This window comes from Pseudoxanthomonas sp. 134C1, assembly GCF_057773065.1.
Genome location: NZ_JBYMTH010000003.1, coordinates 273,962 through 296,297, shown reverse-complemented (window position 1 = coordinate 296,297; position 22,336 = coordinate 273,962). Strand labels below are relative to the sequence as shown.

General features: G+C 65.5%; 33 protein-coding genes. 12 read left to right on the top strand and 21 right to left on the bottom strand.

Annotated features, from left to right (window positions below; translation table 11 throughout):
• Positions 1 to 30 precede the first annotated feature (30 nt).
• A complete protein-coding gene (locus AC3DEZ_RS08510; protein ID WP_488387821.1) occupies positions 31 to 675 on the top strand; it encodes a hypothetical protein in 645 nt (214 codons plus the stop codon).
• 22 nt (positions 676 to 697) lie between these two features.
• On the opposite strand, the gene AC3DEZ_RS08505 is transcribed toward AC3DEZ_RS08510, so the two are convergent.
• The 5 genes from AC3DEZ_RS08505 to AC3DEZ_RS08485 form a co-directional block, all read right to left on the bottom strand.
• Positions 698 to 931, bottom strand: coding sequence for a hypothetical protein (locus AC3DEZ_RS08505; RefSeq protein ID WP_488387820.1), 234 nt, complete (start codon positions 929 to 931; stop codon positions 698 to 700).
• An 18-nt stretch (positions 932 to 949) separates the two neighbouring features.
• Positions 950 to 1,216 carry a hypothetical protein gene (locus AC3DEZ_RS08500; RefSeq protein WP_488387819.1) on the bottom strand — a complete coding sequence of 89 codons (267 nt, stop codon included), beginning with the start codon at positions 1,214 to 1,216 and terminating at the stop codon, positions 950 to 952.
• Positions 1,217 to 1,225: 9 nt separating this feature from the next.
• Entirely contained in the window at positions 1,226 to 1,546 is a 321-nt protein-coding gene (locus AC3DEZ_RS08495) for a YkgJ family cysteine cluster protein (protein ID WP_488387818.1), read from the bottom strand.
• On the bottom strand, positions 1,543 to 1,929 hold the full coding sequence (locus tag AC3DEZ_RS08490; protein WP_488387817.1) for a hypothetical protein: 387 nt from the start codon (positions 1,927 to 1,929) through the stop codon (positions 1,543 to 1,545). The genes AC3DEZ_RS08495 and AC3DEZ_RS08490 overlap by 4 nt, the downstream gene beginning before the upstream one ends.
• A 245-nt stretch (positions 1,930 to 2,174) precedes the next feature.
• Complete coding sequence (locus tag AC3DEZ_RS08485) at positions 2,175 to 2,474, bottom strand: hypothetical protein (protein ID WP_488387816.1); 300 nt, start codon at positions 2,472 to 2,474, stop codon at positions 2,175 to 2,177.
• Between the two features lie 200 nt (positions 2,475 to 2,674).
• On the opposite strand from AC3DEZ_RS08485, the gene AC3DEZ_RS08480 reads away from it, so the two are divergent.
• Complete coding sequence (locus tag AC3DEZ_RS08480; RefSeq protein WP_488387815.1) at positions 2,675 to 3,508, top strand: alpha/beta fold hydrolase; 834 nt, start codon at positions 2,675 to 2,677, stop codon at positions 3,506 to 3,508.
• Positions 3,509 to 3,613: 105 nt separating this feature from the next.
• Here the strand turns inward: AC3DEZ_RS08480 and AC3DEZ_RS08475 are convergent, their stop codons facing one another.
• From AC3DEZ_RS08475 to AC3DEZ_RS08465, 3 genes are read right to left on the bottom strand one after another with little or no spacing between them, the layout of a single operon-like run.
• The gene (locus AC3DEZ_RS08475) at positions 3,614 to 3,865 is read right to left on the bottom strand and encodes a hypothetical protein (RefSeq protein WP_488387814.1); all 252 of its coding nucleotides are present in this window, start codon (positions 3,863 to 3,865) and stop codon (positions 3,614 to 3,616) included.
• Complete coding sequence (locus AC3DEZ_RS08470; RefSeq protein WP_488387813.1) at positions 3,862 to 5,178, bottom strand: TFIIB-type zinc ribbon-containing protein; 1,317 nt, start codon at positions 5,176 to 5,178, stop codon at positions 3,862 to 3,864. Before AC3DEZ_RS08470 ends, AC3DEZ_RS08475 begins: the two co-directional genes overlap by 4 nt.
• 21 nt (positions 5,179 to 5,199) lie before the next feature.
• Complete coding sequence (locus tag AC3DEZ_RS08465; RefSeq protein ID WP_488387812.1) at positions 5,200 to 6,351, bottom strand: SPFH domain-containing protein; 1,152 nt, start codon at positions 6,349 to 6,351, stop codon at positions 5,200 to 5,202.
• A gap of 380 nt (positions 6,352 to 6,731) precedes the next feature.
• Between AC3DEZ_RS08465 and AC3DEZ_RS08460 the strand changes: the two genes are divergently transcribed.
• Together AC3DEZ_RS08460 and AC3DEZ_RS08455 are read left to right on the top strand one after the other, a co-directional pair.
• Positions 6,732 to 7,553 carry a S1 family peptidase gene (locus tag AC3DEZ_RS08460; protein ID WP_488387811.1) on the top strand — a complete coding sequence of 274 codons (822 nt, stop codon included), beginning with the start codon at positions 6,732 to 6,734 and terminating at the stop codon, positions 7,551 to 7,553.
• A gap of 25 nt (positions 7,554 to 7,578) precedes the next feature.
• Complete coding sequence (locus AC3DEZ_RS08455) at positions 7,579 to 7,899, top strand: hypothetical protein (protein ID WP_488387810.1); 321 nt, start codon at positions 7,579 to 7,581, stop codon at positions 7,897 to 7,899.
• Positions 7,900 to 7,981: 82 nt separating this feature from the next.
• On the opposite strand, the gene AC3DEZ_RS08450 is transcribed toward AC3DEZ_RS08455, so the two are convergent.
• Entirely contained in the window at positions 7,982 to 8,308 is a 327-nt protein-coding gene (locus AC3DEZ_RS08450) for a YciI family protein (RefSeq protein WP_488387809.1), read from the bottom strand.
• A gap of 470 nt (positions 8,309 to 8,778) precedes the next feature.
• Between AC3DEZ_RS08450 and AC3DEZ_RS08445 the strand changes: the two genes are divergently transcribed.
• The 3 genes from AC3DEZ_RS08445 to AC3DEZ_RS08435 are packed head-to-tail and all read left to right on the top strand — an operon-like array spanning position 8,779 to position 11,971.
• Positions 8,779 to 9,726 (top strand): 3-keto-disaccharide hydrolase, encoded by a 948-nt coding sequence (locus tag AC3DEZ_RS08445; RefSeq protein WP_488387808.1) that lies wholly within the window; start codon positions 8,779 to 8,781, stop codon positions 9,724 to 9,726.
• A gap of 2 nt (positions 9,727 to 9,728) precedes the next feature.
• Positions 9,729 to 11,411, top strand: a complete 1,683-nt coding sequence (locus tag AC3DEZ_RS08440; protein ID WP_488387807.1) for a GMC oxidoreductase — start codon at positions 9,729 to 9,731, stop codon at positions 11,409 to 11,411.
• Complete coding sequence (locus AC3DEZ_RS08435; protein WP_488387806.1) at positions 11,408 to 11,971, top strand: gluconate 2-dehydrogenase subunit 3 family protein; 564 nt, start codon at positions 11,408 to 11,410, stop codon at positions 11,969 to 11,971. Before AC3DEZ_RS08440 ends, AC3DEZ_RS08435 begins: the two co-directional genes overlap by 4 nt.
• 36 nt (positions 11,972 to 12,007) lie before the next feature.
• Here the strand turns inward: AC3DEZ_RS08435 and AC3DEZ_RS08430 are convergent, their stop codons facing one another.
• The 8 genes from AC3DEZ_RS08430 to AC3DEZ_RS08395 all read right to left on the bottom strand — a co-directional run bounded on the left by AC3DEZ_RS08430 (position 12,008) and on the right by AC3DEZ_RS08395 (position 16,153).
• Positions 12,008 to 12,361, bottom strand: coding sequence for a hypothetical protein (locus AC3DEZ_RS08430; RefSeq protein WP_488387805.1), 354 nt, complete (start codon positions 12,359 to 12,361; stop codon positions 12,008 to 12,010).
• 103 nt (positions 12,362 to 12,464) lie between these two features.
• Positions 12,465 to 12,830 carry a cupin domain-containing protein gene (locus AC3DEZ_RS08425; protein WP_488387804.1) on the bottom strand — a complete coding sequence of 122 codons (366 nt, stop codon included), beginning with the start codon at positions 12,828 to 12,830 and terminating at the stop codon, positions 12,465 to 12,467.
• 47 nt (positions 12,831 to 12,877) lie between these two features.
• Positions 12,878 to 13,252 (bottom strand): SdpI family protein, encoded by a 375-nt coding sequence (locus AC3DEZ_RS08420; protein WP_488387803.1) that lies wholly within the window; start codon positions 13,250 to 13,252, stop codon positions 12,878 to 12,880.
• On the bottom strand, positions 13,249 to 13,545 hold the full coding sequence (locus AC3DEZ_RS08415) for an autorepressor SdpR family transcription factor (protein ID WP_488387802.1): 297 nt from the start codon (positions 13,543 to 13,545) through the stop codon (positions 13,249 to 13,251). The genes AC3DEZ_RS08420 and AC3DEZ_RS08415 overlap by 4 nt, the downstream gene beginning before the upstream one ends.
• Positions 13,546 to 13,657: 112 nt before the next feature.
• Positions 13,658 to 13,912 carry a hypothetical protein gene (locus AC3DEZ_RS08410; RefSeq protein WP_488387801.1) on the bottom strand — a complete coding sequence of 85 codons (255 nt, stop codon included), beginning with the start codon at positions 13,910 to 13,912 and terminating at the stop codon, positions 13,658 to 13,660.
• Between the two features lie 85 nt (positions 13,913 to 13,997).
• A complete protein-coding gene (locus tag AC3DEZ_RS08405) occupies positions 13,998 to 14,480 on the bottom strand; it encodes a hypothetical protein (protein ID WP_488387800.1) in 483 nt (160 codons plus the stop codon).
• A gap of 128 nt (positions 14,481 to 14,608) precedes the next feature.
• Positions 14,609 to 15,019: a Na+:solute symporter gene (locus AC3DEZ_RS08400; protein WP_488387799.1), complete on the bottom strand. Its 411-nt coding sequence runs from the start codon at positions 15,017 to 15,019 to the stop codon at positions 14,609 to 14,611.
• A 42-nt stretch (positions 15,020 to 15,061) separates the two neighbouring features.
• Positions 15,062 to 16,153, bottom strand: a complete 1,092-nt coding sequence (locus tag AC3DEZ_RS08395; RefSeq protein ID WP_488387798.1) for an alpha/beta hydrolase family protein — start codon at positions 16,151 to 16,153, stop codon at positions 15,062 to 15,064.
• Positions 16,154 to 16,248: 95 nt separating this feature from the next.
• On the opposite strand from AC3DEZ_RS08395, the gene AC3DEZ_RS08390 reads away from it, so the two are divergent.
• Both AC3DEZ_RS08390 and AC3DEZ_RS08385 read left to right on the top strand, forming a co-directional pair.
• Positions 16,249 to 16,641, top strand: coding sequence for a GFA family protein (locus AC3DEZ_RS08390; protein ID WP_488387797.1), 393 nt, complete (start codon positions 16,249 to 16,251; stop codon positions 16,639 to 16,641).
• Positions 16,642 to 16,697: 56 nt separating this feature from the next.
• Positions 16,698 to 17,363, top strand: coding sequence for a GatB/YqeY domain-containing protein (locus tag AC3DEZ_RS08385; RefSeq protein WP_488387796.1), 666 nt, complete (start codon positions 16,698 to 16,700; stop codon positions 17,361 to 17,363).
• A gap of 129 nt (positions 17,364 to 17,492) precedes the next feature.
• Here AC3DEZ_RS08385 and AC3DEZ_RS08380 read toward each other — a convergent pair whose 3' ends face one another.
• Positions 17,493 to 18,269, bottom strand: a complete 777-nt coding sequence (locus AC3DEZ_RS08380) for a DUF3011 domain-containing protein (RefSeq protein ID WP_488387795.1) — start codon at positions 18,267 to 18,269, stop codon at positions 17,493 to 17,495.
• A gap of 328 nt (positions 18,270 to 18,597) precedes the next feature.
• Here AC3DEZ_RS08380 and AC3DEZ_RS08375 point away from each other — a divergent pair, with 328 nt between their 5' ends.
• Positions 18,598 to 19,002 carry a VOC family protein gene (locus AC3DEZ_RS08375; protein ID WP_488387794.1) on the top strand — a complete coding sequence of 135 codons (405 nt, stop codon included), beginning with the start codon at positions 18,598 to 18,600 and terminating at the stop codon, positions 19,000 to 19,002.
• 42 nt (positions 19,003 to 19,044) lie between these two features.
• Here the strand turns inward: AC3DEZ_RS08375 and AC3DEZ_RS08370 are convergent, their stop codons facing one another.
• On the bottom strand, positions 19,045 to 19,527 hold the full coding sequence (locus tag AC3DEZ_RS08370; protein ID WP_488387793.1) for a LuxR family transcriptional regulator: 483 nt from the start codon (positions 19,525 to 19,527) through the stop codon (positions 19,045 to 19,047).
• 322 nt (positions 19,528 to 19,849) lie between these two features.
• Here AC3DEZ_RS08370 and arr point away from each other — a divergent pair, with 322 nt between their 5' ends.
• Together arr and AC3DEZ_RS08360 are read left to right on the top strand one after the other, a co-directional pair.
• On the top strand, positions 19,850 to 20,251 hold the full coding sequence (gene arr, locus AC3DEZ_RS08365; RefSeq protein ID WP_488387792.1) for an NAD(+)--rifampin ADP-ribosyltransferase: 402 nt from the start codon (positions 19,850 to 19,852) through the stop codon (positions 20,249 to 20,251).
• Between the two features lie 99 nt (positions 20,252 to 20,350).
• Complete coding sequence (locus AC3DEZ_RS08360) at positions 20,351 to 20,761, top strand: hypothetical protein (protein ID WP_488387791.1); 411 nt, start codon at positions 20,351 to 20,353, stop codon at positions 20,759 to 20,761.
• A gap of 68 nt (positions 20,762 to 20,829) precedes the next feature.
• On the opposite strand, the gene AC3DEZ_RS08355 is transcribed toward AC3DEZ_RS08360, so the two are convergent.
• Complete coding sequence (locus AC3DEZ_RS08355; protein WP_488387790.1) at positions 20,830 to 21,420, bottom strand: helix-turn-helix domain-containing protein; 591 nt, start codon at positions 21,418 to 21,420, stop codon at positions 20,830 to 20,832.
• Positions 21,421 to 21,539: 119 nt separating this feature from the next.
• Positions 21,540 to 22,334 carry a winged helix-turn-helix domain-containing protein gene (locus AC3DEZ_RS08350; RefSeq protein ID WP_488387789.1) on the bottom strand — a complete coding sequence of 265 codons (795 nt, stop codon included), beginning with the start codon at positions 22,332 to 22,334 and terminating at the stop codon, positions 21,540 to 21,542.
• Between the last annotated feature and the right edge of the window lie 2 nt (positions 22,335 to 22,336).

The window sequence follows — 22,336 nt, the reverse complement described above, 5'->3', positions numbered from 1 at the left end:
TGCCCGCATCATGGGAGACCGGACGAGACGATGCAAAACCCCGCGCGAAGCTGGCTCGGCGGCGCCTGCCTGGCCATGGCGCTGCTGGCGATGAACGCGCCGGCGCAGCCGCCGCAGGCCACTCCCGGCGCCGTACCCGGCGACGGCCAGCAGGACTTCGATTGGGAAATCGGCGCCTGGAAGACCGAACTGCGACGCTTGACCAAGCCGCTGTCCGGCTCGCAGGAATGGGTGGAATACACCGGCACCAGCATCGTCCGGAAAGTGCTGGACGGACGCGCCAACCTGGTCGAACTGCGCGTGGCGGGCCCGACCGGAAAGATCGAGGGCGTCAGCCTGCGCCTGTACAACCCGCAGGCCACGCAGTGGAGCCTGCACTACGCCGGTGTCCGCAACGGCACCCTGACCCGTCCGGTGCATGGCGGCTTCCGCGATGGCCGTGGCGAGTTTTACGGCCAGGAAGACCTCGACGGCAAGGCCATCCTCGTCCGCTTCATCATTTCCGACATCACCACGAACTCCGCACGGTTCGAGCAGGCCTACTCGGATGACGGTGGACGCCATTGGGAAACCAACTGGATTGCGGTGGATACGCGCATCCGGGATGTGGAGCAGGGCGGGGAACAACACCCTCGAGACGAGCATCGGCAACGCATGCCGGAACCTGGGCGGTGACCGGAACGCAGTAGGGATTGGGTCAAGGGGAACGCTTGCGGTGGATGCGCGGCTGCTCCGGCGGCGACGCCGTCACGGGCGCGCGTTCCTGACTCGCGCTGTCTCCCGAACCGGGTGCCGCTGAATCGGGGGAAGATGCGTCGTCGTACACGGATGCAGCCGCATCGCGTTTGCGGCTCTTCTTCTCTTCCAGCTTCTTTTTCTTGGCCAGTTCGCGCTGGCGCTTCTCGAAGGCGTAGTTGGGGGTAACGGGCAAGGAGATGTTCCTGTTCGCTCAGCGTCGGTGTCTGGCGGCGGGGTTGCCGTCAGCGGACGGGACAGGCTTGCCGGCCTGGCCTGGCGTGCCCCGCGAGTGCGTCGTGCCCAGCATTTCGATGGTCCCGCCGTCGCGGTGGAAAGCGACCAGGTCGGCAGCCAGGGTTTCATGCGTGAGGGGGATGCGGTCGTCGTTGCCCGAGTAGCGCGCGAACATCCGGCTGACTTCACGGCGGCCGTTCGGCGAAACCGCGGCGTTCGGCACCTGTTTGCGGGGGCGTGACATGCGGCTCTCCTATGAGTACAGCGTCAAGGGGATGTCACGCGAGGTGCTTTCCAGATAGTCGGTGCGCACCGCGCGGCAGTAAGGTCCCGACATGACGAAGCGGCGACACACTTCGGGTCGTGTTTCGTAGATGGAGCAGCACATGCGTGCCGCGTCGATGGCAACGCACCAACCTTCCGCATCGCGTGCCATCACCGTCAGACCGGCCGGCGTGTGCTCGGTCAGATGCGCGGGAATACGATCTTCCGGCTGCAACACGACCGTCAGGCGGCAGCACACGGCATCGCAGCTCGCGCACAACGGCAGTTCCGGAGCGGGGATGGCGCTCATGCCGCCAGTCCCCACCGGTAGTGCGGCTGCCGGCCGCGATGCGGGGGGGCGTCGCGGTCATCCATCGGGCAGAGTTTGGCGTCCACCTCGAACCCCTGCGCAGCCAGCATGTGGCTGAAGCGAGCACTGTCGCCGCGCCCGGGATCGGCGATCAACACCTCCGCGATCGCATCGAAGCGGCCCAGTGACGGCAGCGGGGACTGGGCCAGCAGGCGGCCCGCGGGCCAAAGCTGCCCGAACAGACTCCATTGCGCCGACGAAATGCCGACGCGCGCGCCATGGCCCTCAGGGTCGGCGAATTGCTGCTTGTCGCTCAATACGCGCAGGCGATGGACATGACCACCCACGGTTTGGCGGGTCTCACGGACTTGATAGCCCGTCATGGGCGCTCCAGGAGGTGCGTCTGCCGACAAGACGGCGACGCGTGAGGAAAAGCGCAGCGAGCGACGGCAAGAACGGTCGGACGGGACGCACGGATGTTACCGCGCCATCGTACGCCATAGCGCGTGCGCGAACCTGAAGCGGACCGGGGAGTGAGATGGATGGTGACCCCCGTGGCCGTAACGGGGAAACCAACCGGATCGCGGTCGATACGCGCATTTGGGATGCGGAGTAGGGGGCGACGTGTTCAGCCCGATGCGGAGATGGCGCATCTGAAAGATGCGGGATGGTTGAACCCGCGCGTGCGCCGCGTTTCTGGGCGTCCTTGTCGTATTCCATGCTCGCCGTTGTTTGAAAGCCATACGGGAGCGCGGCTGAACTCGGCCGGAGCCGTGTGGTCGGTGAACTCCTGCACCGCCGTCGTCTCGCTCGGGTAATCGCGATAACGGTTGGCCTCGCGTGCGACCGGCTGCAGCAGGCTGGCGCTCTCTGGAGGCGGATGCGCCAGACGCAAAGGCCACCCGCTTCGGCAGTCGCCGCTCTTCATGCCGTCCGTCCGGGAGCATTTATCTGGAAGCCTGCTTTGAAGACACATTGGCGCAACACGCCGGGCGGCATGCTCCGGAGCGGCCCACGGTTCGATGCCGGGCCGGCTCCGTCCCGACGTGTCATGCGCATGCAAACCGCGTCCGGGAAATTCACCACGCAATTGACCACCCCCTCCCACCACTGCTCAGGAGAAGACCCATGGGATACGTGACGACGAAAGACGGTGTCGAGATCTTCTACAAGGACTGGGGCCCGCGTGATGCGCAGGTCATCCACTTCCATCACGGCTGGCCGCTCAGTTCCGACGACTGGGACGCGCAGATGATGTTCTTCCTCAACCAGGGTTTCCGGGTGGTCGCGCATGACCGGCGCGGGCATGGCCGCTCCAGCCAGGTCTCGGACGGTCACGACATGGATCACTACGCCGACGACGTGGCGGCGGTGGTCGAGAAGCTCGGCACCCACGGGGCGATGCATGTCGGACATTCGACTGGCGGCGGCCAGGTCGTGCGCTACATCGCGCGGCACGGCCAGGACAGGGTGTCCAGGGCCGTACTCATCAGCGCCGTGCCGCCGCTGATGGTCAAGACCGAGAGCAACCCCGGCGGGACGCCGAAGGAGGTCTTCGACAATTTCCAGGCGCAGGTCGCGACGAACCGCGCGCAGTTCTACTACGACGTTCCCGCCGGTCCCTTCTACGGCTACAACCGCCCCGGCGCCAAGCCGTCGGAAGCGGTGATCTGGAACTGGTGGCGCCAGGGCATGATGGGCGGCGCCAAGGCCCACTACGACGGCATCGTCGCGTTTTCGCAGACCGATTTCACCGAGGATTTGAAGGGCATTTCCATCCCGGTGCTGGTGATCCACGGTGACGACGATCAAGTGGTGCCCTACGACGACTCGGGCGTGCTGTCGGCGAAACTGGTGAAGAACGGCAGGCTCAACACCTACAAGGGTGGGCCGCATGGCCTTCCCACCACGCATGCCGACCAGGTCAACGCGGATCTGCTGGCGTTCCTGCGGGAAGGTTGATTCCCGTCGGTTCGAAAGCGCACGCCCCGCGTTGGACGCGGGGCGTGTGTCGATTGCGAGGGAATCGATCTGTTCCGGAACAGCGGCAACCGATAGACGCCGTCGTTACCCTTCGTCCCGCCGCACCCGCGCCCGGTAGTCATGCACATTGTCCCCGCTGATGCGGGTCTCGCGCGTGCCGGTCACGGTATCCACCTTCTTATCCGAACCGGTCACCGGCTTGGCTTCGACCGTGGTCTCGCGCTCGAAGGCGTGTGACTTGTCGGTGTTGCGGTAGTACCGGTACAGGGCCCAGTAAAGCGCCGTGGCGCCGACCGGACCGGCCGCCAGCAACCAGAGTCCACCGTCGTCGCTCATGACGCCACCACCAGGAACCAAAGGACAAGGGATTCGATGAAGGATCCGGTGGCGAGCGCGGCCAGCAGCAGTTTCCACTGCTGCACCGGCACGCTGCCCATGGTTTCACCGGTGCGGCCGTTCACCGCGATGTAGTGCAGCATGCCGCCGTTGCCGCCGGGCTGGTGGTAGGAGTACAGCCACACCGGCAGATACATCGACACCCAGCGGGTGCCGTGGACTTCGAGCTGTTCGCGCTCCCAGCGCACGCCGCGATCGTAGCGGCGCACGGAGCCTGCGACCTGGGCGCGCGCGATGGACAGCAGCTGATCTTCCAGTCGCGGCCGCATCCGTTCGACGTCCAGATTGCGCTTCTCCGAAGTGAAACCCAGCAGGTACGAGGCATTCCATTTCAGCGCGTTCTTGGTGTCGAACGGCAGGATGGTGTTGATGATGTTGTTGGTGTTGACGCGGGTGTCCAGGTTGCCGCGCTCGGTGGAGGATTCCAGCGGCAGATCGTCCACGGTGAAGTCGACCTGGCGGTTCACCTGGTAAACGTCGGCGTCGTAGTAGGTCTTGCGGTCGTTGCCGGAACCCCGGGTGTACTCGCGCGTCTCGATTTCGCCCTTGCCGGCGACGGCGGCGCTCGCGTTGCCATCGACGATCATGTAGGGCAGGTAGACGCCGACCACATTCTCCGGCGTGAACTGTTCCTTGAACGCCTTGAGCGCGAACAGGCGGCGCTTGTCCACGAACTGGCGGATGCGCGCGACCGCATCCTCCTTGCCGATATGGAACGGCAGCACGGCATCGGGCACCGCGCCGTTGGCGACCTGTTCGTTCACCCCGAACACGTGGCGGCACCAGTGGCAGCGCGCCGTCATCGTGGTTTCGGTGTTGACGGTGACTTCGGCGCCGCAGCCGGTGCATTTGAAACTCATCAGGCTGGCGGCGTCGGCTTCGATGTCGCGCGCACCCGAGGCGATGACAGTGCCGCGCAGCTGGTCGAGGCCTTCGCCCAGCCCGAATTCCTCTTCCACGCGCGCGCCGTGCCATTCATGGCGGCAGTACTGGCAGACCAGCACGTCGGTGCCGAGCTTGAGGCGGACATCGGTGGCGCCGCATTTCGGGCAGCGGTTCAGGCCGTCCCGGAGTTCGGCGGATGCCGTGTCCAGCGCCACCGGATCAGGCGCCTCCAGCTCATCGCGGATGGCGCCGGGCAGGGTGGCCGGATCGACCGGGAACTGGCCGGGCAGGGGCGGCATGTCCCGTGGCGAGCCGGGGCCGGTCACGGGCGCCGCCGGCAACGGCGGCGGGGTCTTGGGGTCGGACATGGGTGCGGAACGCCTGCTCTATTACAGACCCAATGCCTTGGCCTTGAGCGCGTCGTAGTCGGCCTGGGTGATGAGGCCGAGATCCAGCATCTCCTTGGCCTTCTTCAACCGGGCGACCGGGTCTTCGGCCGCGGGCGCGGCCGGGGCCACCGGCTGCTGCAGGCTGCCGACGCCGCCGACCATGCCGGTCGCCATGCCCAGTCCGACCAGCCCGGCGGCACCGCCGTTCTCGCCGGCCGACTGGATGCCCTGGGCCACGCTGGCCTGGAGATTGGAGTTGCCGCGTCCGCCGGACAGCGCGTCTGCGCGCTGCACGGTCTTGAGCAGTTCACGGGTGTTGGCGTCGTATTCGATCGACACGATGGCGGTCTTGACGATCGCCAGCCCGCGTTGCGAACTCCACTGGTAGCCCTGCTCGACCGCGCTGGACAGGCTTTGGGCGAAGCCCAGCGAATCCTGTTGCAGCTTGGTGATGCGGTTGCCCTTGGCCGGATCGTTCGTGTACAGGCTGAAGGCCGGCGCCAGCGAACCCACCACCTCATTGAACAGCTGGCTGGCGGCGGCGTTGTCCATGTCGGTGAAGTCGAACACTTCGCCCGGCTGCAGGTAGCGCGCCGGCACGAAGTTCTTCACGAACAGGATCGGGTCGACAATCTTCAGCGTGTAGGAGCCGCGCGTCACCGCGCCGACCTGGGTATTGAGGAAACCGTCGTCCCAGTAGATCTCCGACTGGGTGCCGAAGCGGTTGTCGGGCAGTTCCTTCAGCGACACGAAGAACGCGGCCTGCTGCGAACCCGGCTGGCCGCCGAACTTGAAGCGCTCCCAGCTCTGCTTGATCAGCGGACTGACCAGGCCGTCGCCGGCGAAGATCGATTGCGAATTCACGTCATCCGAACGCCATTCATAGCCGCCCGGCTCGGCGACGAAGCCGGTCACCGCGCCATCCTGGAACAGCAGCAGTCCGTAACCCTCGGGCACGACGATCTTCGAGCCGTTGGTGATGATGTTGGAGGAGCCGCGGGTATTCGAACCCCGTCCGGCATTGGTCCCGCGCGGAACCGCCGCGAACAGCGCGGCCGTCGCCGGCAGGCCCTCCGGCACGGTGTAGAAATCCTTCCACTGGTCGGCCAGAACGCCGCCAACCGCACCTGCCACCGCCTGTACAAGACCCATGACCAACTCCCTTCTGTTCGTGGACGGGCACCGTGCCCCTATGCTCGCCGCACTATACCAGCGCGGTGCGTCGGGAAAGGTTGCGTTGTCGCCGGACCATCCGTGGGAAGGGCGAGTGGGTGGGAGCGGAAGATTGGACCGGAGACCGGTGCACGCCCCGTGTCCGTTTCGGCCTGTCCGCAGGTGCTTGCCTGGCCTGCGGCGTCCGCCCGGCGAGCCGCCGCGTCGGTCATTCGACGGCAGCGATCCCACGCGCTTTTCCGGTTCCGTCGGGGCACGGAGACCTTTTCGGCTATTTCGCAGGAAGGGTCAAGCGTGACGGAATGGATTCGGGTATCTTCCCCGCTCCGTCCCGAATGCCTCCGACGCCGGCCTCGCACATGACCCGAACCTTGTTGCTCGCAGCGCTCCTCACGGTGTCATCGGCAGCCAGCGGCATCGTCATCCGGCACGATGTCGATGATGCGAAGTACCGGATTCCGGCCTCCGAGTTTCCCGCGCTCGTGGACATGCCAGGTGAAGGGCACGGCGTACTGATTGATCCCCAATGGGTCATCACGGCAGCGCATACGATTCCCGCGCATTCAAAACTTGAGCAGATCGTTGTCAATGGCGTATCCAGAAGCGTTGAACGCGTCGTCACCCATCCCGGCTACAAGACGCTGCCGCACGAGCTGATCGAGCAGGCCAAGGCCACGGGAGATGCGATGCTGATCGTGGTGGTTCTTGCCACCTCCGACGACGTCGCCCTGGTCAGGTTGAAACAACCTGTCGCGGACGTCGCTCCCGTTGCTCTCTACAAGGACGGCAAGGAATTTGGCCAGATCGCCGAAATCGTGGGGAAGGGCGCGACGGGGAACGGAGCCCTCGGGCACGATCCGGCGGGCCCCAATCGGACGGAACTGCGCCGCGCCTTCAACACGATCACCAGTGCGCATGATCGCTGGCTCTGCTATGTATTCGACGAACCCCCGGCGGCGCTTCCCCTGGAGGGCGTCCTGGGCAACGGGGACAGCGGCGGCCCGGTGCTGATCCAGAACGATGGTCAACGGGCGTTGGCCGGATTGGCGTCCTGGAAATTCGTCCACGGCCACGTCATGACGGCACGACCGGGGCGCTATGGCCAGATCAGTTGCAATGTCCGCGTGAGCCACTACCGCGAGTGGATTGAAGACGTGATGTCCGGGCAGCCTCAGGCGTAGCCTGGGGGCTCGCTCAGATAGATGCGTGAACGAGCAACGCTCGCCGGTCGATACATCATTCCGTGTGTGCTTGCCGTGTGTCCGGATCTGCGAACACGGTGCGATGGAAATGACTCAGATACTTCTCACCCAGGAGAGGCGTCAAACGCTCCAACGACCTGAGGGCTGCCGGGACATCGACAGGTTTTCCTTCCAGGATCGCAAGGGCCTGATTGTGAAGGGCATACGCAAACTCGGCCGGGGCACGGATGGAGGGCGGTTCGTCACCGCCAATACAGGACGCAAGAAGTACCCGCAACTCATGGACGGCCGCGGCCATCAGTCGTTTTTCCAGATCCCGCTCTGAATCAGACATCTCATCTACCTTGTCTACCGGGTGCCATGCAGTTCTTCAATCGCTTCAGCACCACAGACTAAAGCACCACAGACTAAACGACGACCCGCAATTCCTGATCGCAGCGGCAGGCTTTCGCGATGCGTGCGGCCCATGCAATGGCGTCTTCGCGGGAGGACAGCTCCAGCACCGTGAAGCCGCCGGTGAGCGGGGGCGCCCAGGAATAGCCACCTTCGGCGACGTTGCCATTGGCCGAGACGAGCACGGCGGGCACGCTTTCCTCGATGCCGCCGGCAAAGAGGTAGACACCGGCCGCCTTGGCCTCATCGATCACCGCGTTCGCGTCGCGGCCCACCGCTTGCATTTCTTCGTCGGGCACGACCATCGCCGCGCTGGGGAAGGAGATCAGGTACATCGTCATGGTGTCCTCATCTTGTCAGGGAAAAACGATGCCGCGTGTCCAGGCGTGGGTGGCTGCCAGGAAATCCGGTCCGCGCAATGCTGAGCTTGCTCCGCTGCCTTCCGTCACTCCGGAAAGATTCCGCCAACAAAATCCCGCAACCTGCGTCGGCAGGGAATGGACATCGCAATGATGCCCGAAGCGCAGCGCGGCAAAGCGCTCAATCGAGTATGGGGTTGCCTCTTCCCCGCAAAGCCGTGACATGAGCGGCGGACCGACCTTATCTGAACAGGGCGCGGATTCGACGAAGTCCCGGGTTTCTCGCACCGCACAAAAAGAAGAACACTTACCGCGAGGCGTCGCGAATGGAACTCGATGCCAATCCCATACCTTCTCCCGCATGGAATCCGCCGAAATTCCTCGCCCAGGGCGTAGCGTTGTCCAGCGCTGTCATTTAAAGTCGGTCGCCTCTGCCAGCAAACGGGAACGCCATGTCTCCACGCCGAACCCTGCCAGCACTGCTCGCGCTTGGTCTGCTCGCGAGCCTGCCCGCCGTCTCCGCGACGGCTTCGCAGAACCCCACCGACGAACTGGCCGGACGCTGGGATATCACCGTGCATACGCCCACCGGCGACGTGCCTTCCTGGCTGGAAATCCGCCGCTCCGGCGCGAACGCGTTGGTCGGGCAGTTCGTCGGCGTGGCGGGCAATGCGCGGCCAATCTCGCGGGTGGAAACGGGCGGTGGCGAAATGCGTTTCGCCATTCCACCGCAGTGGGAAGGCGGCAACGGCGATCTGTCGTTCGAGGGTCGCCTGAAGGACGGCAAGCTGTCCGGGACGATGCAGTTGCCGGATGGCAAACGCCAGGAATGGAGCGCGGTGCGCGCGCCGTCGTTGCATCGAGCCGAACTTCCTCAGTGGGGGAAGCCGATCCGGCTGCTCGATGGCAAGGGCCTGGAGGGCTGGCGTGCGCTCGGGGAATCTTCTCAATGGTCCATGGACGGTGGCGTGCTGCGCAATGCGAAAGCCGGCGCCAATCTGGTCAGCGAACGGCGCTTCACCGATTTCAGGCTGCACGTGGAATTGCGTTTCCCCAAGGGCAGCAACAGCGGCGTGTACCTGCGCGGTCGCCATGAAGTGCAGATCGCCGATACCTTCGGCGAACCGGCCAGCGACAGCCTCGGCGCTATTTACGGTTTCCTGGCGCCCAGCGAGGACGCCTCCGGAAAGCCGGGCGAGTGGCAGTCCCTGGACATCACCCTGGTCGGGCGCAAGGTCACCGTCGTGGTCAACGGCAGGACCGTCATCTGCGACCGCGAGATTCCCGGCATCACCGGCGGCGCGCTGGACAGTGACGAAGGCGCACCGGGTCCGCTGATGCTGCAGGGCGACCATGGCCCCGTCGAGTTCCGCGATATCACCCTGACCCCGGTGTTGTGAGCATGGCCGACGACAATACCTACGACGCCATCGTCATCGGCTCCGGGATTTCCGGCGGCTGGGCCGCCAAGGAACTGTGCGAGAAGGGCCTGAAGACACTGGTGCTGGAACGTGGCCGCAACGTCGATCACATCAAGGATTATCCGACCGCCTGGCTGTCGCCGTGGGAACTGCCGCACGGCGGGGCGCTGACGCGCAAGTACCGGGAAGAGAATCCGGTGGCTTCCCGTATCGCCGCCGAGGACGTGCTGCATTTCTTCACCAGGGACGCCGATCACCCCTACGTGCAGGAGAAGCCGTTCGACTGGATTCGCGGGTACCAGGTCGGCGGCAAATCGATCATGTGGGGGCGTGCCTGCCAGCGCTGGAGCCGCTACGACTTCGAGGCACCGGAACGCGACGGCTACGGCATCGGCTGGCCGATCGGCTATGACGACATCGCGCCGTGGTATTCGCATGTGGAAAAATTCATCGGCGTGTCCGGCAACCTGGATGGACTGGATTCGATGCCCGATGGCGAATTCCAGCCGCCCTTCGATTTCAACTGCGTCGAGAAGGCCTACAGCGAGCGCATCCGCAAACACTACGGCGATCGCTACGTGGTGCAGGGGCGCTGGGCGCATCTCACCAAACCCGAGCAGATCCATCTGGATCAGGGGCGCGGTCCGTGCATGTCGCGCAACATGTGCTGGCGCGGTTGTCCCTACGGCGCCTACTTCAGCTCCAACTCGTCCACGCTGCCGTGGGCGGCGAAGACGGGCAACCTGACCATTCGGCCGGACGCCGTTGTGCACTCGATCATCCACGACGAGCGCAAGGGCCGCGCGGCGGGTGTGCGGGTGGTCGATGCGCATACCGGGGAGATCACCGAATACCGCGCGCGCATCGTGTTCGTGAACGCGTCCGCGCTGAACTCCGTGTTGATCCTGCTGAACTCGATCTCGTCGCGCTTTCCGCACGGGCTGGGCAACGACAACGGGCTGCTCGGAAAGTACGTGGCCTTCCAGAGCTACCGCGCCAATGGCGGCGGTCTTATCGACGGTTTCGAGGACGACTACTACTACGGACGCCGACCCTCGGAATGCATCATCCCCAACTTCCGCAACCTCAAGCGGCACGAGATGGATTTCGTCGGCGGCTACACCACCTTCACCGGCGCCTTCCGCGAACGCGGCGCGCCCTCGTCGGCGCGCATGGGGGGCGTCTACAAGGACGCGCAGGCCCGGCCGGGTCAATGGAAGGTCTACATGTACATGCAGGGCGAGACCATTCCCAAAGAGAGCAACCACGTCCGCCTGCATGACACGCTCAAGGATTCCTGGGGAATTCCGCAGCTGGTGACGTCGGTGGACTACGACGAGAATGACGAGCGGATGGTCCGCGACTGGCGCGAGCAGGCGAAGGAAATGATGGAAGTCGCCGGTTGCCGCGACATCGGGACCGCGGACACCCAGTGGTATCCCGGACGCGACATCCACGAGATGGGGGGCTGCCGGATGGGGCGCGATCCGGCCACCTCGATGCTCAACGAGTGGAATCAGCTGCACGCGTGCCCGAATGTCTTCGTCACCGACGGCGCCTGCATGACCTCCACCGGCAACCAGTCGCCGTCGCTGCTGTACATGGCGCTGACCGCGCGCGCGGTGAACCGCGCCGTCGAAGAACTGGGGAGGCAGAACCTGTGAGCGGTGCGAACCGGAAAATCACCCGCCGCGAGGCGCTGAAGACGGCGCTGGCCGGCAGTGCGCTGGCCGCGACCGGATTATTGGGTGCGGGCATGCCGGGTAGCGCCGGGGCCGCCGTCGCGACGCCGGCCGCCGCGCGGGACGACCAGGCGTTGCTGGAAGACATCGCGGACATCCTGCTGCCGACAACCCCGGCGTCTCCCGGCGCCAAGGCCGCCGGCGTCGGCGCGATGATGGTGCTGATGCTGGCCGATTGCGAAAGCCCGGAAACGCAGCAGCGCGTCGCCACGGGCCTGCAGGAACTCCGCACCGCCTGCCGCGAACGCGGCGGCGGCTTCGCCTCGCTGCCCGTGGCCGAGCGCGAACACCTGCTCACGGAGCTGGATGGCGCGGCGCGGAATGCCGGTGACAAGCACTGGTTCAACAGCGTGCGCGCGCTCGCGCTGCAGACCTACTTCAACTCCGAAGTCGGTCTCACCCGGGCCTTGCGCTACATCCCGGTGCCCGGTCGTTATGACGGCTGCGTGCCGCTTGAGCCGGGACAACCGGCGTGGGCCTGAGGGAGATTCCCGGGTGTCATTCCAAGACCCGGCAAGCTAGCGGGCGATCAGCTTCAAGGCCCACGCGGCACAGATCATGAACGTCCAGGCCGATATCGCGATCACGGTGATCAGCAGGATGATCACCGAATCGGGTGCCCTGACGATCCCGGCGGCTGCTTTCTTCCTGGACCTGAGCATCGCCAGGGGGAGGTGAATGCCACCGAGGACCATCAGCAGGGACACGGCGAGTCCCATGGTCGTGCCCAAGGGCTTCAAGTAGACCGCGATTTCCGGTGGACCCAGGATCGCAACGAAGTCTCCCGCGATGGGAGCCAGAATGCTCAGGCAGATCACCAGGAATCCCAGGGCACAGGCGTGGCTGATCAATGTCCTCGTGCTTTCCTTCATCGAGCCTGCTCCCCAATGTCGCCAACCCACCCGCAGTGATGGAGACACCGAACCGGCAGTCGCGAGGCGAAGCGGCGTCGGTCCGAATGACGCACGGGCTTCACTACACCCACACATCATTCCGTGCGGTATACGCGCCTCCCGCATCCCCCGTGTTGACCACGCCGCGCGGCTCCACCAGCATGATGCAGCATTCCCGCGCGGCCACGGGCCGGTGTTCGATGCCCTTGGGAACGACGTACATCTCCCCGGCGGCGAGCGGCACGGTCTTGTCCCGGAACTCCAGCGTCAGTTCGCCGTCCAGGACGATGAACACCTCGTCCGTGTCCGCATGGGCGTGCCAGACGAACTCGCCCTGGACCTTGGCCAGCTTGAACTGGTAGTCGTTCATCTCGGCGATGACGCGGGGAGACCAGTGGTCCGAGAACCGGGCCAGTTTGTCCCGCAGGTTGATGGCGGTGTCCGACATGCGCCCTGACTCCTTGAGGGTTGAATTCCGGATTCTGCCGTATCGGACTAGGACACCTTCGTCTTGCCACGCAGGGACAGGCAATAACCGATGGTCACGGCTATCCCCAGCAGGACGGCAAGCGAACCGCCCGCCACCGCGACCTGGGTCGGGGCGAACGCCCAGAGCCCGGCGTGGACGAGACCACTCAGGGCCAGGGACCAGCCACCGACCCGCGTGGCCCGGCGTGCCCAGGCTTCCGGAACGAAGCGCTTGGGCATGCGATTGCCGAACCAGGCGACCATCAGGCCGATGGCGCCCATCACCAGCCGGGTGACGGTCTCGCCATCGATGTATCCGAGCTTGCGCGCGAGGGTGGCGCCGAGCGCGAGCAGCACGATGCCGACGCCCCACGCGAGATCCGAAATCAATTCTCTGTTCATCGTGCCGTCTCCTTCCTGGTCTTCGGCGATCCGGTGCCGACGCCGAACGAATGGACGAAACCCAGCAGCGCTTCTTCGAGCACCGAGAGCTTCAGGTGATAGATCACGGACTTGCCGGCTTTTTCCGCGTGGACCAGATCGGCTTCCTTCAGCACGGCGAAATGCGCCGACATGGTGGGCTTGGAGACATCGAACTGGTCGCTGAGCTCGCCCGCGCTCAACGGTCCCTGGCGCAGGAGTTGCAGGACCCGGCGGCGGGTGGGATCGGAAAGGGCTCTGAATACCTGGCTCATGTTGCGATAATTAGCTAACTATCAAATTGTGTCAAGAGGAAACGGAAGCGGGACAGATACCCGTTTCGTCAGGGAGGCTCCGACCGCATCGGACCGGCCGACCGATGCGGAATCAGGCCGCCTCGAACGCTTCGCTCGCCGAATCGATGAACGCCCGCAACCGTGGCGACGGCAGGCGGGTGCGCGCGTAGACGATGTTGACCGGGCTGGGCAGCGTCGGACACCGTTCGAGCAACGGCGCCAGCGTGCCGGCGGCGAAGTGGCCGTCCAGCCGGTAGCATGGGGCCTGGATGATGCCGAAGCCGGCGCATTTTCCGACTCGCGTCGTCCGGAAGCGGATACCCGCTTCCGGACCTGGGTGGGCCAACCTTGCCACCCGAACGGCGGCGAAGCGCTCCCGCCCTGCGGGCACGCTATCGGCGCGTCCTGGATGCGTGGTCAATCGGGTGGAGTCAGGACCCCCGTTCGCCCTTTACCGGTGGCGTGGGCGGTATCGGGTCGATGTGCTTGGCCAGGTGAACCACCAGGCCGGCGTGCGTACCCAGCCAGATGCCCAGCCCCCGGACGATGCCGAACGTGCTCCATTCGTACTCGTCCGAGCCGTTGAGATAGATGTCCGCGCGCTCCAGTTGCCAGCGGTCGGCCCGCGGGTTGCTCCCGAGGGGATGGAAGCGGATGTAGATCGGAAATTTCTCCAGATTCTCGGTCCGCAGGGCGTGCGTGGTGGGATCGTTGAGATCCGGATGCTTCACGTTCCGGTCACTGTTCTTGTCGCCGAAGATGTAGGTTCGCGACGTGCCTTTCTCGAAATCATCCTTCGAGGAGTCGATGTAGAACTCGCGGCCGCACAGGCCGAGATAGACGTCTCCATCGGTGCCGGCGTCGCTCTCTTCGCCGGTTTCCAGTTGGAGTTCGATGCGGGTGATCAGGGGCATGACACGCTCCATGTGGCGGGATGTGCGCGGGCCGTGCGCATCGCGGCGGGACGGGCCGGCCGGTACGCACGGGAACGACGGCTATCGCTTCCGTCGCTGGGGAAAACGCGTGGGCACGGCGCCCGAGGTCACCGTTCGTCGTCGGAGCCCCGGCGGGGTGCGACCTCCACACCCACGAGCCGCAGTGCGGGCCCGGTGATCAGCGCGCCCAACAACGCGCATGGCGTACCCCACAACAGTACGGCCACGTAGATCAGGGATGCTCCGCCACCCGAGTAGGGCGCGACGCAGTCCGTGTAGTAGGCGAGCCACAACCAGGGCGACAGCAGCAGGCAGGCGCCCACCGCACGGAGCGGATTGGCGGTCAGCAGGGAGATCAGGGCAGGCAGCAGCGGGACGAGGAGAAAGATCCCCACGGCACCCAGATAGTCGAGGAACGAGTGGTCGTAGCAGGAAACACTGTTGAACGCCTGTTGCGCGAGGATGGCGGCCACGGCGGCGGCGCCAAGCGAAAGGGCGGCCTTGCGGGAAATGATCACGGGAAGCTCGGGCCGGGAACGACGCGGGCCACCCGCCACGGATTACCGGGCCGGCGCGGCATCGGCTTTCCCGGCGAGTGCTTTCAGGGCGGCGACGGTCTGCTTGTCGGAAAAACCGCAGTGTCCTTCACCGGCTGGCGGCAACACCACGGGCGGCGGTATCGCACCCGCCCGGCTTGCCAGTTGCGGATACACGCCCTGCATGTGCGGCACGATGGTCGGATCGCGCCGGTTGAACTGAATCACCAACGGTCGCTTCAGTGCGCCGCTCAACGTCAACTCGTCAACGGCCTTCGCGTGGGCCGCCGGATCCGCCGGATGGCGTTTCACGCCCGCATTGAAAGCGGCGTCGTCGCCGAAACCGGCGTACACCGTGTCCTGATTGCCGACCAGCATGCCGCCATGTCGCTTGGCCATGTCATGGAACACCAGTGCGTGCAGGCTGATGACGCCCGCGAGTTCGTCCGGTGTTACTTCCAGTCGGGTGGCGAGTCGTTGCCGCTTGTCCGGCTGCGCCTGCAGCGCTGTCGCGATGCCTTGATACAGCTGCATCTGGGGAAGACCCGCCGCCGTCGGCGAGGCCAGGCCGTCCGCGGGCAGCCCTTCCACCTTCGGGAAGAAGTAGTCGAAGGCCACCAGCGTGGTCAGCAGTTCGCCGGCCAGCGCTTCGCCCGGCAGGTTGGCGCCACACAGCGAGACACCGCCGGTGTAATGGGCGGGGTGCCGTTCCAGGCTCGCAATCGCCACCGCGCCGCCCATCGAGAAGCCGAGGATCCAGGTGCGCTTCGTGTCCGGATGGCGGGCGATGAAATGCTGGCGCAGGTGTTCGGTATCCGCGACCGCATCGGCGACCGCCCAACCCTGGCTGCGATAACCGCTCTGCGCGACCGCGTAGCCGGCACCGAGCAATGCAGGCGTGGCTTCATTGGCCGGCCATGCGGAGGGACGCGGAGTGCCGACCGGTTCGAATCCGTGCGCCAGCATGACCAGTTCGCCGTTCCAGTGATCCGGAACATCGATGCGCCAGGGCGCACCCTGCAGTTCGCCTGTTTCGGAGACCGGTGGTGTGGCGATTGCACAAGGCGCCCACTGGGAGAGACACAGCAGGAGAGCGAGTCTTGCTACCGCGGACATGGCGTCGTTCCTGGCGGGCGGGACCGGGCAAACATAGCATCCGTGCGGTCGCTGCTGTACAAGGACACGACCGCCGAGATTCAAGGAGGTGCGGCATGGTTCGACTCACTGCCGGTTGCCTGTGCGGCGACGTCAGGCTGGTGGCGACGGGGCATCCGTATCGCGTGGGCATCTGCCATTGCCTCGACTGCCGGAAACATCATGGCGCCCTGTTCTATGCCGCCGCGATTTTCCCCCGCGAGGCCGTGGTCATCGAGGGTGAAACCCGCGACTACGCCGGGCGGCACTTCTGCCCCCGCTGTGGATCCTCCGTCTTCGCGCGGAGTGGGGACGAGCTCGAGGTGCACCTCGGCGGCCTGGATGCGCCGGATCAGCTCGTGCCGACGTACGAATGCTGGACCGTCCGTCGCGAGGCCTGGCTGCCTGCGTTTCCCGACATGCACCGATACGAACGCGACCGCGAGGCTACAGGCAGATCGGGGGCGTAGTCAGAATCCCGCAAGCCGGCCTGGCGAGCGCGGCATGTGCCAGGGAGCGCGTGACCTTGCCATCGCTTCTGGGCTCGGCCACGATCCCGTTGCCGTGTGGCGCAAAGCGGGTGATGGGTTTCTGGATGACGGACTTTCCCGGCAAGACGATCGTCGCGACGGAGGCTTCGTACGCTGTCCACGGTGGACCATTCGGGCTGGCTTCCATTTCCATCCGCCTGGCGCCGTTCGAGTTCGATTCGGAGGTGCACGATACCTCACTCCGTTGCGATCAGATTGATCTCGATCTGGGTGATCTGTCCGCGTTGGCGGGGAAGGTGTTCGATTTTCCCCTCAATCCCGAGCCGGGTTGCATCGATGGCAGTCTCTATCTTCTGAACAGGCATGTTTTCTTCCTCACCAGGCGCCTGTCATTTGGTTCTGTCGCCAACGATGCGATCCCATTGAGGATAGAAGGGTTGCTGGAGTTCAGCAGCAGCGGGTTGCCCGGACATGCGGATGTCGAGCTGTCCCTGGACACGGTGCTCCCACTGCCGCTGACGTCCGCCCAACTTGGGCAACTGGCCGAGCGCGCGATCGATGAGGTGGGGGCGCAGTCTCCGCGTGACATCGGCAAGGTCATGGGGTTGCTCGCCAAGGATCGCCGCGTCCGCGGCCGGCTGGCCGAGCTCAATGACGAGGTGCGCCGCGTACTTCAGGAGAAAGACGGGAAAGGCCGGTAATCGGCGGTCCCTGCAGGTCTGGAACAGGCGGCGCGCCCACGCGGGGCCATCCATGGCGGGATTGGGGGCGCAGGGATAGGGGCCCCTGCGCCGGCACCGGATGAGTGACGCGCCGGATGTTCCGAACGTCTATTTCTTGCGCAGCCTCGTCAGCGACTCGACCAGTCCGTCATTGCGCACCATGCACAGGTAGCGGCCATCCGGATAGTCGACGATCAACTCGGTGACGCTGTCGTTGACCGGCACCCGGGTGACCAGCGCGCCGTCCGCCTGCGCACGTACGTTGCACGCACCCAGCAGGGTCGTATCGATCCCCGGCCGGCCACCGGACGCCGGCGCGCTGTATCGGCTTCCCGAGACATTCCTGAAAACCGCCCGGCAGCCGTCCTTCACCCAGACCGAGTGGTGGTAGAGGCCCCAGGTCTCGCCCTGTTCGCAGCGCGCCTTGCTCAGTTGGCGTATCAGGCGCACATCGCCGTGCGTATCCATCGGGCATTCGGATTGCCGCTGATCCACGGATTCGCAGGTGACTTCGGCCGCACCATCGGAACGGGTTTCCGCCCGGTTTCCCGTGTCGGCGCCGGCACTGGCCACGGGAGCGGTATTGCCGATCGAGCAGACACCGTTCGCGCCGCCCTTGCCGGTATACGAAAGCTGCGTGCTCCCATCCGGCGAATTGCTGATGGAAAGCGTGACCCCGCTCTGCGCATCCCGGGCCTCGAAGTAGTTGTCGTTGAAGCGCTTGAGCTGGGTTTCCCGGCCATTGATGTAGACCGGTCCTCCCTCGTCGGCATGGACCTCGATTGAACCGGGGCAGGTCGCGTTGAAGCCCGGAATCGCCGCCGCCGCTTTGCCGGCGAGGCCAAGGGACAGGGCAAGCGCGCTCGTCAGCATCCATCTCTTCATCCGTCTGCTCCTTTTGGGCGGTGAGGCGGAGAAGCTTACGCCCGCAAGCCTTTCGACGGATATGCGGTTCTGTGACCTGGTTGCGACTCCCGTTTGCCGATCGGGCAGATACCGGCCGGCGGAGAGGAGTATCCGCTCCTCGTCAGTCGGCTTCAGGGGCGCCTTCGGCGTGGTGTTCGCCTTGAACCCGGGCAGGCATTCCGGGGGATGGAGAACGACCGGCCAATGGAGAATCCGCCATTGACTCGCGACGTCCGCCGCCCGAGCATGCCTGGACTTCCCTGGCCGAGGCGGGCTCGATCAGGAGCGCGATCAATCGGGGGCGAAGATGGCGAGGATTACCGGAATTGGCGGCGTCTTCCTGAAGTGCAGGGGCGACAGCGCCGCATTGGCCGCCTGGTACGAAAAACACCTGGGCATGCCGTTGGAGCCCTGGGGTGGCGCGATCCTGCGCTGGCCGGACGACAAGGCCGGGGACGGGGGACTGACGGTGTGGCATCTCGCCCAGCGGGACAGCCAGTGGTTCAGTCCCAGCGAGTCGTCTTTCATGATCAACTACCGGGTCGACAACCTCGACGAGCTGCTGGCGCAACTGCGCGAGGCCGGCGTGGACATTGTCGGCGGCCCGGAGTCGCACGAGAACGGCAAGTTCGCCTGGATCATGGATCCGGACGGCAACAAGGTCGAGCTGTGGGAGCCGATGCTGTGGGATGAGAAGAACAAGGGGACGTGACCCTGTTCCCTTGTCCCGGGTTGGCTGACGCCAGCGTCTTCGCTAGGGAACCCGCGTGAACGTCGTGGTCTGCAGGATCGGGTTGCCTTCCTTGCTGAAAAAGGCCTTGGTTTCGGTCAACGTCTTGCCATCACCGGTCACGGTGTAGATGCGTGTGGACGAGGGCGTGCCCTTGTAGGCCAGTTGCAGGACCAGCACATTGGGTGCGGGCATCTTCATCGCGGACACGTCGGCCCAGTAGTCGCCGGTGACCGGACCGGGGGTGCCGTCCAGCGCCAGCATGGCGTCCGAATGCATCGTGCTGCCATCCGGATTGACGATGTTGACCTGCGTGGTCCACTTGCCGTCGGCGTGATCGCGGAACTCCAGCGTCACGCTTTTCGGCCGCGCTTCCGGCGGCATCGGCAGCTTGTCGACGTCGATGGCCCACTTTCCCGTCAGCGGAGATGCGGCGGGCGAGTCGGCGAAGGCCGGCGCGGCTTGCAGTACGACAGCGGTCAGCAGGGCGGCGAACATCGTCTTCATGGGAATCTCCGTCGAAGGGGAGGATGAAATGTGGACGCAGGGAGGCAAGCGTACTTCCGAGCCGCTGGAATGTACTTGGCGGATTGCGGCATTCCGCGAAGTTGCGGTCGAGCCCGCTTCAGGAAGGGCAACACTCTCCGTGCTGCACGGCAGACGGCAAGTGAATCCCCTGACAGCCCAAAGACAGCAGCGCGAAACAAGAAAGGGAGGCGCCGCGCGCCTCCCACCGCAAATTTATATGACGCCCGGGGGCTTGCGGCAAGGCCCTGCGCATGCGGCAGCATCGCCAGCCTGTCGAAACGGCGGCGCACCGGAGCGGACGATGACGCATTCGCAGACCTACTACCACGGCACCAAGGCCGAGCTGCGGGCGGGCGATCTGATCGCCCCGGGCCGTGTTTCCAACTACGGCACCCGCAAACCGGCGCGTTTCGTCTATCTGTCCGCCACCCTGGATGCGGCGATCTGGGGAGCCGAACTGGCGATGGGCGAGGGGCCCGGTCGGATCTACATCGTGGTACCGACCGGCCCCATCGAAGACGATCCCAACCTGACCGACAAACGGTTTCCCGGTAATCCCACCCGGTCCTACCGGTCCGCGCATCCCTTCCGCGTGGTGGGCGAGGTCGCGGAATGGGAAGGGCATTCTCCCGAGCGGCTCGCCGAGATGCGCGCGCACCTGGAGAATCTCCGCCGCCAGGGCATCGAGGCGATCGAGGAATGATCGCGGTGACGCATGGGGGCCTGCGTTGTGTCGAGGCGCATGGGACGCTTTAATGGGAGTCTGTTTCGCGCGCATCCGGGAACCATGCACAGGCCAGTCATGAAGCGATTCGCCATGTTGCTGATCGCGGCGTCCCTGATGCTGCCCGCGTTCGCCGCGCCCGATGCGGAGGTGGCGCCCGTGGCGGTCGTTGCCGGTGGACATTGGGAAGCCGGCGCCGTGAAGGGAACCTATCGCGTCGTCGCCGAAAGCATCGGTTTCGAGCACGTCAGCTGCCGCGTATGGATCGAGTGGGTGACGGTGCCCGGGTCCGGCCCGTCAACCGTCGCCGCGCGCGTACCGTTCACCGAGCTGTCGAACGGATTCTGGGCCTGCGATCCGGGCGGAAATGCCATCTCGCTGGTCGACGACAGGCTGGCGCTGCGGGCAACGCACACGTATTCAGGTGAAACGCGGACGTTCGAAGTCATGCTGGGCGCGCCCGGCGAGTATCGGATGGTCGGCCAGTAGCCGGTGCGGAGATCCGCGAACCGCCGGGATGCCGCCACCGGACATCCGCATCGCTCGGGCACCACGAATCAGTGGCCGGCCAGCCACAACACGATGAGCAGGAACACCACCGCCAGCAGCAGCGCCAGCGTGTACGCGACCACCCTGCCCATGAAGGTGGGGGCGGGACGCCCGGGCAATACGGCCACATCGCCGTCCGGCCAGCCCAGGTAGGCGTCCAGAAGGCGACTCGCAACGGACAGGACATAGCCGCAGGCCAGAGAGAAGATGCCAGCGACACGCAAGGTCATGGTGGCGAGCGCGGAATCCGGCAGCGGGGACGCCAGCAGGAAAAGCACGCCCAGCGCCATCGAGATCGCCTCGAAGCGTTGCGCCAGGCGTCGATCGAGCGGTGTGGCGCCCATCGACAGCCCGTTGCCCAGCCGCCGGACCCAGCGCGGTTTCTCCACGAATTCGCCGGCGGATGGACGCGTGGCATAGAGCTCGCGTTCGAGCTGATCGACATCGAGGTTGAACGCGGCCGCCAGCGCTCGCAGCGAGGCATAGCTGACCCGATGGCCCGCTTCCAGCCGCTGCACGGTCCGCAGGCTCAGGCCGCTCATCTCGGCCAGCTTTTCCTGCGACAGGTACCGGGTTTCTCGAAGGGATCTGAAGGACATGGCGGTTTTCGTCGAATGGGCGCCGCAGGTTGGTCCGGAATCGTCGCTGTCGGTGACGTCAGGACGCCGCCAATCCGCCGCCAGTGCCACGATTCGCCATCACGGCGCCGTCTTCGGGGTCACGAGCGTTTGTCCAGCGCGCCGGTCAGCCCGACCGCCATCCGCTCGGCCAGCGAGCGTTGCAAGGGCACATAGTCGTCCATGTCCGTGTCGCCGGTGAATTCGCCCGACCACAGCAGGCGTCCATCCCGCTTGTCGACCAGGGTCAGCACCACGACGGTCTGCCGAGGCGTCTGCCGCACGCTGACGCGGGCGTGCAGATCCGCTTCCCGGCTGTCGGCTGCCACGCTGTAGCCGGCGGGCAGGCGATGGCTGATCCGCGCGGTCAGGCTTTCGCGCAGGCCGGCGTTGAACTTGGGGAACAGCACGTATTCGCACAGGCCCTGTACCGGTTCGATGGCGATGCGATGTTCGGGCGGGGACAGCGCCGCATGCGCCCAGAGCGCGCCGCCGACACCCAGCGCCACGGCGAGCAGGCCGCCGGCCAGCGGCCAGCGCGCCGGAGCTCGCGCGCTCGTCGGTGGCGGTGGCCCCGCCGCGTCGTCTTCGCCGGCCAGCGTACCGATGAAGCGATAGCCCGCGCGCGGCCGGGTCTGGATGTAGCGCGGGGCTTCGGCATCGTCTTCCAGCAGGGTGCGGATGCGACGGATGCAGGTGTTGAGGGCGGCATCGCCGCCGGTGCCTGCGCGCGGCCAGAACCGTTCGAGCAGTTCGTGGCGGGAAACGATCCGATCCCGATGCGCGATCAGGTAGGCCAGGACGTCCACCACCTGGGGCGGTGCATCCAGCGGAATGTCGTTCCGGAACGCCTGCAGGGCGGCCGGGTCCAGGCGGACATCATCGAAGCGAAGCATCA